The sequence below is a fragment of the Pseudomonas sp. Au-Pse12 genome (genome assembly GCF_021341665.1).
In the GTDB taxonomy this organism is placed as follows: domain Bacteria; phylum Pseudomonadota; class Gammaproteobacteria; order Pseudomonadales; family Pseudomonadaceae; genus Aquipseudomonas.
The window spans coordinates 618,987-631,197 of the sequence record NZ_JAJTTH010000002.1 but is presented as its reverse complement, the minus strand read 5'-3'; the positions used below and the strand labels follow the sequence as shown (position 1 = coordinate 631,197).

Annotated in this window: 10 protein-coding genes; 9 read left to right on the top strand and 1 reads right to left on the bottom strand. The window is 64.8% G+C overall.

Going from position 1 to position 12,211, the window contains the following annotated elements; genetic code table 11:
- Positions 1-5: 5 nt before the first annotated feature.
- The 9 genes from LXM55_RS07465 (at position 6) to LXM55_RS07425 (ending at position 11,356) form a co-directional block, all read left to right on the top strand.
- Positions 6-584: an RNA polymerase sigma factor gene (locus LXM55_RS07465; RefSeq protein WP_233319799.1), complete on the top strand. Its 579-nt coding sequence runs from the start codon at positions 6-8 to the stop codon at positions 582-584.
- On the top strand, positions 581-1,570 hold the full coding sequence (locus LXM55_RS07460; protein WP_233319798.1) for a FecR family protein: 990 nt from the start codon (positions 581-583) through the stop codon (positions 1,568-1,570). Before LXM55_RS07465 ends, LXM55_RS07460 begins: the two co-directional genes overlap by 4 nt.
- A gap of 168 nt (positions 1,571-1,738) precedes the next feature.
- Positions 1,739-2,146, top strand: coding sequence for an ExbD/TolR family protein (locus tag LXM55_RS07455; protein ID WP_060837609.1), 408 nt, complete (start codon positions 1,739-1,741; stop codon positions 2,144-2,146).
- A 4-nt stretch (positions 2,147-2,150) separates the two neighbouring features.
- Entirely contained in the window at positions 2,151-2,921 is a 771-nt protein-coding gene (locus LXM55_RS07450) for an energy transducer TonB family protein (RefSeq protein ID WP_233319797.1), read from the top strand.
- Positions 2,922-2,964: 43 nt separating this feature from the next.
- Positions 2,965-5,205, top strand: a complete 2,241-nt coding sequence (locus tag LXM55_RS07445; RefSeq protein WP_233319796.1) for a TonB-dependent receptor family protein — start codon at positions 2,965-2,967, stop codon at positions 5,203-5,205.
- 28 nt (positions 5,206-5,233) lie between these two features.
- Positions 5,234-5,878: a MotA/TolQ/ExbB proton channel family protein gene (locus LXM55_RS07440; RefSeq protein WP_233319795.1), complete on the top strand. Its 645-nt coding sequence runs from the start codon at positions 5,234-5,236 to the stop codon at positions 5,876-5,878.
- Positions 5,879-6,011: 133 nt separating this feature from the next.
- The gene (locus LXM55_RS07435; RefSeq protein WP_233319794.1) at positions 6,012-7,715 is read left to right on the top strand and encodes a bifunctional metallophosphatase/5'-nucleotidase; all 1,704 of its coding nucleotides are present in this window, start codon (positions 6,012-6,014) and stop codon (positions 7,713-7,715) included.
- 153 nt (positions 7,716-7,868) lie between these two features.
- Complete coding sequence (locus LXM55_RS07430) at positions 7,869-10,307, top strand: TonB-dependent siderophore receptor (protein WP_233319793.1); 2,439 nt, start codon at positions 7,869-7,871, stop codon at positions 10,305-10,307.
- On the top strand, positions 10,307-11,356 hold the full coding sequence (locus LXM55_RS07425; protein WP_233319792.1) for a hypothetical protein: 1,050 nt from the start codon (positions 10,307-10,309) through the stop codon (positions 11,354-11,356). Before LXM55_RS07430 ends, LXM55_RS07425 begins: the two co-directional genes overlap by 1 nt.
- Here LXM55_RS07425 and LXM55_RS07420 read toward each other — a convergent pair.
- Positions 11,353-12,180 (bottom strand): acid phosphatase, encoded by an 828-nt coding sequence (locus LXM55_RS07420; protein ID WP_233319791.1) that lies wholly within the window; start codon positions 12,178-12,180, stop codon positions 11,353-11,355. The two genes, LXM55_RS07425 and LXM55_RS07420, sit on opposite strands and share 4 nt — an antisense overlap.
- Positions 12,181-12,211: the final 31 nt, after the last annotated feature.

The window sequence follows — 12,211 nt, the reverse complement described above, 5'->3', positions numbered from 1 at the left end:
GGACGATGATGAGCACCCTGCCACCGGAGCCTTCTGATCGGGATCACGCCGACCCACAGGGCGGCCGCGCGCATTTCCTTCAGGTGTTCCTGTCCCAGCGTTCGCAGATGGAAGCCCTGGTCAGCCGCCGGGTCGGTTGCCGGGCCACCGCCGCCGACCTGGTGCAGGACCTGTTCCTGCGCTTCTGGCGCCGGCCGCTGGTGCAGGTCGAGGAACTCAGCACCTACCTGCTGCGCTGCGCCGGCAACATCGCCATCGATCATCTGCGCAGTGAAGGCGCGCGGGTGCGGGTCAGCGAAGGCTGGCTGCCGGAGCAGCAGGACAACCAGGGCAGCGAGCCCCAGGCGGCGCTGGAAGCCGGCAACGACCTGCGCCACGTCGAGGCCGCCCTGCGCAGCCTGCCGCAGCGCACCCGGCAGATCTTCCTGCTCAACCGCATCCACGGGCGCAAGTACGCCGAGATCGCCAAGGCCATGGGCCTGTCCCAAAGCGCCGTGGAAAAACATATGATGCGCGCCCTCGAAGCCTGCAAGGCCAGCCTGCGGGAACCCGTGACCCCGCGCACGCCAAGGAATGCACCGTGAACCACCGCCCCCGTGTCAGCCCGACGCCCGCCCAGGAACAGGCCGCGCTGGCCTGGCTGAGCCTGCTCCACGATCAGCCCAGCAGCGGTGACCAGGCGACCTTCAGCCAGTGGCTGCAGGCCGACCCCGCGCACATCGAGGCCTATGCCCAGGCCCAGGTGCTGTGGGAGTTGAGCGAACAGCCGGCGCGCACCCTGGCCGATGAAGACGCCTTTGCCCTGCAAGGCCTGCTGCGCTCCATGGAGGCCGCCCAGGGCCGGGCTCGGCGACGCTGGTCGGCGGGCCTGGCCATGGCCGCCAGCCTGTTGCTGGCGGTGGCCCTGGGCGCCGGTTGGCAGCCCGGGCGTTGGGTCGATGACCTGGGGGCCGACTACGTTTCCGCGCCGGGCCAGGTGCGCACCGTGACCCTGGCCGACCAGAGCCAGGTGACCCTGGATGCCGACAGCGCGATTGCCGTGGATTTCAGTGGCGGCGAGCGGCATGTGCAACTGCGCCGCGGCGCCGGATTCTTCAGCGTCAGCCATACCGACGCGCCTTTTGTAGTGGCGGCCGGGGAGGGCGAGGCGCGGGTCCTGGGCACCCAGTTCGAAGTGCGCCTGCAACCGCAAGGGGCCCAGGTCACGGTGCTGTCCGGGCGGGTCGGGGTCACGGCGGCCCAGGGCGCGGCGCAGCAGGTACTCGGCGCGGGCCAGCAAGTGGGCTACGGGCACGGCGCGGCGACCCCGCTGCATGGCGTCGACAGCGAGGCGCAACTGGCCTGGCGCCAAGGTTGGCTGAACTACTACCAGGCGCCGCTGGGCGAGGTGGTGGCCGACCTGCGGCGCTATTTCCCCGGGCGCATCCTGCTGCTCAACGACCAGCTGGCGGCACGCCGGATCAGCGGCAGTTTCTCCAGCCAGGACCCGCAAGCGGTCCTCGACTCGCTGCAGGCGGTGCTCGGTTTCCAGCAGCACCAGGTGCTTGGAAGATTCATCGTCCTGCGCTGAGAAGCGCGTCCCAGAGCTCCCGAACATTCATCGATATCACCCCGTTCTGTCACCAAAACGTTACATGAGGCGGAGATGATCTGCGCATTCCTGAGCACATGGTCAGGATCGGCGAGGGTTGTGATTCAGCTCTCACAAGGGAGGGAAAGCTGAAGCGGGAGCAAGACGATGCGCAGCTGGGATGTAGCCAAAAAGAAAAAAGCACACATCGAGATCATTCCGATGATCGACGTGATGATGTTTTTGCTGGTGTTCTTCGTACTCATCAGCCTCAACGTGATCCCGGCCGTAGGGATCAAGACACAGTTGCCGGTCGCCAGTACCGCGCAACAGTTGAAACCGCAAAACAAGGCAGTGATTACCCTGGGCCTGCAAGAGCGCCTGCAACTTGACGGCCAGGACCTGGATGAAGGGGCGCTGTTGGCTCAACTTAAAGTGCTGAACAACGGCAGTGAAAAGTTGGTGATCATTATCAATAGCGATCAAGGCGTGGAAGTTAAGCGCCTGGTGTCGGTGATGGACTTGCTCAAGGGCAATGGCTTCTCTTCCGTCTCCATTGCTACACGCAAGTCCTGACGCCATGTTCAGTTTATATAGAACTCGCAAATGGCTGGCGTGCCTGCTGCCGGCTGGCCTGTTGCTGCTGGTGATCTATACCAGCCAGTTGCAACAGTTGCAGATCAAGCCGGTGTACGACGAAAGCACGGTGGAAATTGCCCTGGTCGATGCCGCCGAACTGCTGGCGGTCGCCGAGCCACCGCCGCCGGAACCCGAGCCGCTGCCGGTCGAGCCCGAGCCGCCGCAGGTGGTCCCGGAGGAAGAACCGCTGGTGATCGAGCCACCCAAGCCCAAGCCGGTGGTCAAGCCCAAACCGGCGGCGCCCAAGCCTCTGGTGGCCAAGCCGCAGCCACCCAAGCCGGCCCCGGCCGCCGTGGCCCAGAGCACTCCGGTGGCGCCGCAGCCCGCGGTGGCCGCCGCCCCCAAACCGGTGGCGCCACCGGCCGCCGTACCTGCTCCGGCCTCCGCACCCGCGGCGCCCAGCAGTGCCATCAAGGAAAGCCTGTACACCGCCGCTTTGCGCAAGGAACTGGAAAAGCACAAGCAATACCCCAGCGGCCGCGAGGCCTCGCTGCAACGTCCCCAGGGCGATGTAGTGATCTGGCTGGAAGTCGATCGGGCCGGCAACGTGCTCGACAGTGGCATCGAAAACAAGGCGCCGAACATGTTGCTCAATCGCGCCGCGCAAACCAGTTTGCGCCGTGTGGAGAAAGTTTCACCGTTTCCCTCGGACGCCTTCTCCGGCAAGAACAAGCAACGTTTTACTGCGACCTTTAGTTACAACGTGGAATAAACCCATCACCTATTAACGAAAGTTGTAAGCAAGGGATTGACCCGTGAAGATCAATAAACTTTATGCCCTGCTTCTGGCATCGGGCCTGGGCAGTTTTGCGCCATTGGTTCTGGCCGACGATACAGTTGACGTCGGTGCGGTGAACGTTGCCGGTAAACAGACCCTGGGCAACGGCCACATGATCAAGGAAGAAAGCGCCAAGGGGCGCTCCACCGTGACCAAGGAAGCCATGGACCAGATGGCCCCCACCGCCAACGCCGTGGACAAGCTCAAGTACACCCCGGGGATCAACGTCTCCAGCACCGACGCCACGGGCCTGAGCGGCACCAACTTCACCATGCGCGGGATGAACTCCGACCAGGTCGGGCTGTCCGCCGACGGTTTCCCAATCAACGACTCCGGTGACTACGCCATCTATCCGAACCTGATGGGCGACCCGGAGAACTTCAGCGAAGTCTTCGTCACCCAGGGTTCCTCCGAGGCCGATGGCCCGCACATCGGCTCCAGCGGCGGCAATATCGGCCTGGTGACCATCCGCCCGACCAAGGATTTCGGCGTGTTCGCCAAGCAGTCCGTCGGCTCGAACAATGTGCGCAAGACCTTCGCCCGCTTGAACACCGGCGACCTGGGCGGCTTCAAGACCTGGGTTTCGGCCTCCCATACCGAGGGTGACAAATGGCGCGGCAAGGGCACCCTGCGCGCCGACAAGATCGAGTGGAGCACCCTGTTCGAAGACGGCAACGGCAACTCCACCAACGCCATCGTCAAGTACAACAAACAGGAAAACTACAACTACAACAGCCTGAGCAAGGCCCAGTTCCAGAACCAGGGCCGGCGCCTGGACTACTCGGAAAGCACCGTGTTCAAGAACGGCAGCGTATCCCAGTCCTACAAGCTCAACCGCAACCCCTTCGAAAGCGTGACCGCTTCGGTGACCCAGCGCTTCCAGCTGCGTGACGACCTGAGCCTGACCTTCAACCCGTACTACGTGTGGTCCAACGGTGGCAGCTTCAGCGGCCAGACCGCCACCAGCCTGTCTGCCTCGTCGAACAAGGCCGGCAACTATGACCTTTCCGGGCTGCCCAGCGGCACCTACTACCGGCCGTCGTGGACCGAAACCTGGCGCCCCGGCATGACCACCAAGCTCAAGTGGGACCTCAACGAAGCCCACAGCCTGGACGTCGGCTACTGGTACGAGCGCGCCCGCAACCGCCAGACCCAGCCCTTCATCGGCATCAAGGGCAATGGCGCACCGGAAAACGTCTGGGGCGACTACAACGGTTCCGACCAGTTGGTGGACCGCAATGGCGCCACGGTGCAGGGCCGCCATCAGTACACCGTGACCCCGGCGCAGAAGCTGTGGATCCAGGACACCTGGCAGGCCACTCAAGACCTGACCCTGACCGGGGCCCTGGCCTACCAGTACGTGGAACGCGACGGCAACAACCTCGGCAGCCTCACCGACAAGCCGGAAAAACGCGACGCCAAGTACCACCAGTTCCTGCCCAGCTTCAACGCCAAGTACCAGGTGGACCCGAACAACCAGGCGTTCTACAACGTCACCCGCAACATGCGCACGCCGCCCAACTACGTGCTTTACAACAAGGGCGACTCGATCAGCCTGAAACCCGAGCTGAGCTGGAACCAGGAACTGGGCTGGCGCTACAGCGAAGAGAACATGGCCCTGAGCGCGACCCTGTTCTACATCAGCTTCAAGGACCGGCAGATTTCCACCACCGACATCAACGGCGACTATGTCGTGGCCAACGTCGGCGAAGTGAAGAACCGCGGCCTGGAGCTGGAGTGGAGCGGCAAGCTGCCCCACGACTTCAACTACTACGCCTCGTACACCTACACCAAGTCCGAGCAGATGGACGACCTGACCAACAAGAACGTGCTGCTGCCGACCTCCGGCAAGCAACTGGCCAACGTGCCGGAAAACATGTTCAACCTGAGCCTGGGCTACGACGACTCGCGCTACTACGGCAACGTCGTCGGCAAGTACGTCGGCGCCTTCTACGGCGACCTGACCAACGACGAGAAGATCGCCGGCCGCACCGTGGTCGACCTCAACGCCGGTATCCACCTGCCGGTGGACAAGAAGGTGCTGAAGTCCGCGACCCTGCGCTTCTCCATGCTCAACGTGTTCGACAAGGAATACCTGGCCTCGACCCGCACCGTGTCCTTCAACTCGGTGAAGACCAATGGCCTGGCGCCAAGCACCGCCTATTACAACGTGGGTGAAGAACGCACCGCGATGGTCTCCCTGGAAGCCGGGTTCTGATGCCCTTCGGGCCCAAGAGGAAATGACGATGGACATGAATCTGCTGCACGACATCACCTTCTACACCATGTACGGCGCCGCCGCGATTGCCGCCTTTATCGCCGTGGAGCGGGGCATCTACTTCAGTTTCAGCCTGCGCCAGGCGAAGAAACTGGAGAGCGTGCTCAACCCGAAAATGCACAGCGTCGACGACTTGCCCGCCGAGCTGCGCCAGCGCAACAGCCTGCCCCTGGAGATGGTCGCCGAGCTGTTTGCCCACAAGCAGGGGCTGGCCAGCCACAAGGACCTGGAAGACCTCAGCGAGTCGATCTACATCGCCACCCGCAGCAAGCTGATGCATGGTCTGTGGCTGCTGGAAACCGTGGTCACCGCCGCACCCTTGCTGGGGCTTCTGGGGACCATCCTGGGGATCATCGACACCTTCAAGGCCCTGGCCGAGACCGGCGTCAGCGACCCGGGCGAAGTGTCCAAGGGCATCGGCACCGCGCTGTACGCCACCGCCCTGGGGATCGCCATCGCCCTGGGCAGCATGATCTTCCACAACCACTTCCAGGACCGGGTCGAGCGCATCACCGACCACCTGAAGATCCTGCTGCTGCGCGCCGGCATGGGCACCGCGCTGAAGGCGCCGCCCGCACCGCAAGTGCTCCACGGCAGCCTGCAACCGGCCTGATGGCCTAGCCTGTAGCCGCTGGCGCAGGCTGTGATCGACGACCAGGCCGGTGCTGTTGTCCAGCCCCCTGCGTCGACCGCTCACAGCTTTCGCCAGCGGCTTTTTTTTCGTCGACTTTCCAAGGATTTCTTTCATGTCCCGTCTTCGTCCCATGCCCCGGCTGCTGAGTGCACTGACCCTGGCCCTGGTCACCCTGGCCGGTTGCAGCTCGCTGCCGCGCGAGCCGCAACCGGTGGCGGTGAACATCGTCGCCATCAACGATTTGCACGGCTACCTGCAAGCCAACCCCTTCAGCTACAAGGACCCGCAGGCCCCGGGCGGGGTGCGCAAATTGCAGGCCGGCGGCATCGCCACCCTGGGCGGCATGCTCACCCAGTTGCGCCAGCAGGACCCGCAGCTGCTGTTCATCGGCGCCGGCGACCTGGTGGGCGGCAGCCCGCCGCTGTCGGCCATGTGGGCCGATGAGCCGACCCTGGAAGCCCTGCGCCACATGGACATGAAACTCAGCGCCATCGGCAACCACGAACTGGACAACGGCAAGGCCGAGTTCCTGCGCCAGCTCAACGGCGGCTGCCAGTCGTCGCGTCCGGACAAGGCCTGCCAGTTCCGCCCGAACTACCCGGGCAGCGGTTTCCCCTACCTGGCGGCCAACCTGCTGGACAGCGACACCGGCCAGCCGCTGTTGCCGGCCTACCGCATCGAGGAGGTGCGCGGGGTCAAGGTGGCCTTCGTCGGCGCGGTGCTGCGGGACGTGGCCTCGGTGGTCAGCGCCAAGGGCATGCGTGGCCTGCAGGTGGCCGATGAGGCCGACGCCATCAACCGGCTGATTCCCGAGCTCAACGCCAAGGGGGTCAACGCCATCGTCGCGGTGGTGCACCAGGGCGGCTCGACCCCGGAGCCGTTCGACAAGCCGGACTGCTCGCAACTGGGCGGCGACATCGTCGAGGTGGCCAAGCGCCTGGACCCTGCGGTGGACGTGCTGATCAGCGCCCACTCGCACCAGGGCTACCTGTGCAAGGTCGGGCCGCTGCTGGTGACCCAGGGCAATTCATATGGCCACCTGCTGACCCACCTGACCCTGCAAGTGACCCCGGGCCAGCACCGGGTGGCGAGCATCCAGGCGGCCAACCTGCTGGCCGATCCGACCCGTTATCCACAGGACCCGGCCCTGGCGCAGCTGCAACAACAGGTTGAAGCGCGCAGCAACCAGGTGCTGCTCAAACCGGTGGGCGCGATGGCCGCCTCGCCGATTGCCCGGCGCGCCGATGTCGCCGGGGAAATGCCCATCGGCGACCTGATCGCCGACGCGCATCTGGCCGGCGGCCGGGCCAACGGTGCACAGATCGCCTTCATGAACACCGGTGGCATTCGCAGCGACCTGGCCCTGGAGCCCGGGCAAACCCAGGTGAACTACGGGCAACTGGCAACCCTGCAGCCGTTCAACAACAACCTGATCGCCTTCGACCTGAGCGGTCGGCAGATCGAGCAGGTGCTCAACCAGCAATGGAAGGGCGCGGACGATGCCAACATCCTGCAAGTGTCCGAGGGCTTCAGCTACCGCTGGGACGCCACGCGCCCGCTGGACAGCCGCGTAGTGCCCGGCAGCGTGCGCCTCAATGGCAAACCGCTGCAGGCCGACGGCAACTACCGGCTGGTGATGAACGGCTTCCTGGCCGATGGCGGCGACCGCTTCAGCCTGTTCAAGAGCGGCCGCAACCGCAGCGACCTCGGGCTCAGCGACCTCGACGCGATGCTGCAGTATTTCAAAGCCATGGAGCAGCAGGGCCGGCCAGTGGGCTCCAGCACCAGCGCCGGGCGCATCCAGCGCTCTTTGTAGCCGCGGCCGCAGGGGATGCATCGGGCGGCGCCGTGTTTGCTGTCGTGAAAATATTTTCAAAAAACAGGTGAGGTCTTTGCGTTCGGGCTACGTGTAGTGCTTGAAAGTGCGACTAATTCGCATTCACGGCTTTTTTACACGCGAGTCTCAAGCATGAAGTCCAGGGCACATTCGGCGGCAAACGGTTCGGTCAAACGGTGGTTCGGCGCTTCGGCGCTGGTGGTGTCGGGGTTGGCCATGCTGCCCCTGGGCGTGGCGCTGGCGAGCGAGTCTGGCGCTGAGCAACACAGCGCGCTGTTCAACTTTTCCATCGCGGCCAAGCCGCTGCCGCAAGCCCTGAGCGACTTCACCCGCGTGACCGGGATCAGCGTGGTCTACACCGATGACGCGCCCTACAGCCTCAAGGCGCCTGCGGTGAGTGGCCAGTTCAGTGCCGACCAGGCCCTGCAACGGCTGTTGGGCAATTCCGGTTTCACCTACCGGCACAGCGATGCCCGTACCCGGGTCCTCGAACCCCTGCCGGTCAGCAGCGGGTTGAACCTGAGCCCCACCAGCATCACCACCCTGGGGCTCGACGACAGCACCAGCTACCAGCCGCCGGCCAGCACCTCGGTGGCGCGGTCCCAGGCGCTGAACCAGGAAATCCCGCAGATCATCAACGTGGTTCCGGCCCAGGTGCTGCGCGACCAGACCCCGCGCAACCTGGATGACGCCCTGAAGAACGTCAGCGGCATCACCCAGACCAACACCCTGGGCGGCACCCAGGACGCCGTGCTGCTGCGCGGCTTCGGCGACAACCGCAACGGTTCGATCATGCGCGACAGCATGCCGGTGGTGCAGGGCCGGGCGCTGAACGCCACGGCGGAACGGGTGGAAGTGCTCAAGGGCCCCTCGTCGCTGCTGTATGGCATCCAGGACCCGGGCGGAGTGGTCAACGTGGTCAGCAAGAAGCCCGAGCTGCAGCAGTCCACGGCCCTGACCGTGCGCGGCTCGACCTACGGCTCGGGCAAGAACGGCAGCGGCGGCAGCCTGGACACCACCGGGCCGCTCGGTGATTCCGGGTTGGCCTACCGGCTGATCGTCGACCACGAGGATGAAGATTACTGGCGCAACTTCGGCACCCATCGCGAATCCCTGGTGGCGCCGTCCCTGGCCTGGTACGGCGAGCGCACCAAGGTGCTGCTGGCCTATGAGCACCGCGAGTTCCTCACGCCGTTCGACCGTGGCACCGCCATCGATCCCAAGACCAACCACCCGCTGGACATTCCGGCCACCCGGCGCCTGGACGAGCCGTTCAACAACATGGAAGGGCGCTCGGACCTGTATCGCCTTGAAGTCGACCACGAGCTCAGCGACGACTGGAAAGCCCACTTCGGCTACAGCTGGAACCGCGAGACCTACGACGCCAGCCAGGTGCGCCTGACCGCGGTGAATCCCAACGGCACCCTGACCCGGACCATGGATGGTACCCAGAACGCCCTGACCACCGACCGCTACGCCACCGTCAGCCTGGAAGGCAAGGTGCAGTTGGGCGGCATGCAGCACGACCTGGTGTTCGGCCTGGACGACGAATACCGCAAGATCTACCGCGCCGACCTGATCCGGCAGAAAAGCCGGACCACCTTCAACTACCTGAACCCGGTCTACGGTCGGGAAGTGGCCGGCACCACGGTCAGCGCCCCGGACAGCGACCAGACCGACCTGCTGCGCAGTGATTCGCTGTTCTTCCAGGACGCCATCCACCTCACCGACCAGTGGATCCTGGTCGGCGGCGGGCGCTTCCAGGAATACGACCAGTACGCCGGCAAGGGCCGGCCGTTCCACGCCAACACCGACAGCAATGGGCAGAAGTTCGTGCCCCGTGCCGGCCTGGTGTACCGCTACACCGACCAGCTGTCGTTCTACGGCAGCTACACCGAGTCGTTCAAACCCAACTCCAGCATCGCCCAGCTGGCCGGCGGCACCGCAGTGCTGGACGGCTCCATCGCGCCGGAAGAAGCCAAGTCCTGGGAACTGGGGGCCAAGCTCGACATTCCCGGGCGCATCACCGCCAGCGCGGCGCTGTTCGACATCACCAAGCGCAACGTGCTGGTGACCACCGCCACCGCCTCCGAGACCGTCACCAGCGTGGCCGGTGAAGTGCACTCCCAGGGCCTGGAACTGGACCTGACCGGGCAGTTGACGGACCAGTGGAGCCTGATCGGCAGCTATGCCTACACCGACGCTGAAGTGACCAAGGACACCCAGTACAAGGGCAAGCAGCTGCAGAACGTGGCGAAGAACAGCGGCTCGCTGTCGGCGGTCTACGACTTCGGCAGCCTGATCGGCGGCGACCGCCTGCGGGTCGGCGCCGGGGCCCGTTATGTCGGCCAGCGCGCCGGGGATGCGCCCAACAGTTTCGACCTGCCGGGCTACACCGTGGCCGATGCCTTCGCCACCTACGACACCCGGGTCGAAGGGCAGAAGGTCAAGTTCCAGCTCAACGTGAAGAACCTGTTCGACAAGACCTACTACACCTCGTCGGCGAGCAAGTACTTCGTGTCCCTGGGAGACGCTCGCCAAGTGTCGCTGTCCAGCACCCTGGAGTTCTGATGAGAGCCCTGACCCTGAGTGCGCTCCTGGCGTTTTGCGGCGTGGCCCAGGCCGCCGCGCCAGCGGATGAACGCCTGTACCACCGCGAGCAGCAAGTGCAGTTGCCGGGGGCCGGCAGCAGCTGGGGCTTTATCACCCTGGACCCGACCCGGCCCTACCTGTTCCTGGCCCGGCGCGACAATGGCCTGAGCGTGTTCGATGTCGACAAGCAGCGCCCGGTGCGGACCATCGAGCAATCGGCGGGCGCCAACGGCGTGGTGCTGGTGCCCGAACTGGACCGCCTGCTGGTGCTCAATACCGACGGCAGCCTGGGGCTGGTGGAGTTATCCACACTCAAGCCGCTCAAGCGCATCGCCGTGACCCAGAGCAACCTCAATAGCGCGGTGTACGAGCCGCGCACCGGGCAGGTGATCATCGTCAGCGGGCGCCGGGCCGATCGCTCGACCCTGTTCGTGTTCGACCCCAAGGAAGAACGGATCACTGCGGCCCACGAGCTGGCGGTGAAGAAGATCGACCCCTTGCTGCTCAAGGGCGATGGCAGTTTCTTTTTGCCGATGCGCGACGAGGGCATCGTCGCGCGGCTGTCTTCCAGCAGCTTCAAGGTCCTGGATCGCTGGCAGTATCCCGACTGTCAGCGGCCCAGCGCCCTGGCCCAGGATGAACAGCGCGGGCGGCTGTTCGTCGCCTGCCGCGGTGAGCGACCGCTGCTGCTGGTGCTCGACCGCGACAGCGGCGCGCTGAAGGCCAGCCTGCCGATCACCCGCGACGTCAACGCCCTGGCCTACGACCCGCAGGCCCGGCGCTTGCTGATCGCCAGCGGGGTGGACGCCAACCTCAGCGTCATCGCCCAGCTTGATGCCGACCGCTACCAGCCCCTGGGCAGCGTCAGCACCCAGCCCATGGCCTACAACATGGCGTTCGACCCGCGCAGCCAGCGGGTCTACCTGGCGGCGATGGACTTCACCCAGCCGGCCGCGAGCCCGGCCGAACCCAAGCCGGACCCGCTGTTTCATGCCAATACCTTCAAGGTCATTACCCTGGCCCCCTAGTCAGCGCCAAGTGCCAGGGCTTGCGCTTGCGCCGCACAGTCGCCGCTGGCGGTCAGGCCCTTGGCGCGAACGGCCAGCAACTCTTGCCGGGCGACGGCGAAGTCGGCCTGGAAGGTCGGGTCGGCGTGCAAGCGTGCCACGGTGATCGCGCCGATTTCACGCCCTTCACGGATATCGCTGTACCAATGCACGTTGCACACCATGCGGCTTTCCGAATAGGCCCGGCCACGGGCCCAGAGCGCGTTGCCGTGCTCGGGGGACAGTTCGCTCAACAGCAGCGCCCAGGTCCAGCCGATTGCACTGTGCCCCGATGGGTAGGAACCATCGGCGGCGAGCTTGGCCGCATCTTCTGGGGTGCAACTGGGCTGCTGGTTGTAGACGAAGGGCCGGGTGCGCTGGTAGCGCGTCTTTGCGCTATAGGTGGCCAGCCCGGCATCGGTCAGGGTGCGCCGCAAGACTCTGTACAGCACAGGTGTGTGCTGTTCGCTGATGGGCGCATTCAGGGCACAGGAAAACGTCTCTGCGGCGGCGGGGAACTTCAGGTTGGCATCGCTGACGGCCAACTCCCAGCGTTTGCTACCACGCAAGGCCTGGCTGTTTTCAGCCAGGCTCTGGTCCAGAGCAAAGGCTGGAGTAGCCACCGCAGGAGGTGGTGGCAACAGTGACAGGCTATTGGGTAGATCCTGCTGTTTCAGATAACCGATCAAGTAGCCCGGTCGGAACTCCGGGACGCTTTCCGGCTGACGGGTTTGTTTGGCCGCGACGGGGTTGATCAGGTTTAAAAACAACAGGCTGGCCAAACTTTTCAATAATAGACGTTGCATGGGAATAGCACCTCTAGGCATTTGAACTGTT

Excerpts from the sequence above, each read along its gene's own strand:
- LXM55_RS07430 (WP_233319793.1), top strand. The coding sequence starts at position 7,869 with ATGAAGTCCAGGGCACATTCGGCGGCAAACGGTTCGGTCAAACGGTGG.
- LXM55_RS07465 (WP_233319799.1), top strand. The coding sequence starts at position 6 with ATGATGAGCACCCTGCCACCGGAGCCTTCTGATCGGGATCACGCCGAC.
- LXM55_RS07425 (WP_233319792.1), top strand. The coding sequence starts at position 10,307 with ATGAGAGCCCTGACCCTGAGTGCGCTCCTGGCGTTTTGCGGCGTGGCC.
- LXM55_RS07455 (WP_060837609.1), top strand. The coding sequence starts at position 1,739 with ATGCGCAGCTGGGATGTAGCCAAAAAGAAAAAAGCACACATCGAGATC.
- LXM55_RS07450 (WP_233319797.1), top strand. The coding sequence starts at position 2,151 with ATGTTCAGTTTATATAGAACTCGCAAATGGCTGGCGTGCCTGCTGCCG.
- LXM55_RS07420 (WP_233319791.1), bottom strand. The coding sequence starts at position 12,180 with ATGCAACGTCTATTATTGAAAAGTTTGGCCAGCCTGTTGTTTTTAAAC.
- LXM55_RS07440 (WP_233319795.1), top strand. The coding sequence starts at position 5,234 with ATGGACATGAATCTGCTGCACGACATCACCTTCTACACCATGTACGGC.
- LXM55_RS07435 (WP_233319794.1), top strand. The coding sequence starts at position 6,012 with ATGTCCCGTCTTCGTCCCATGCCCCGGCTGCTGAGTGCACTGACCCTG.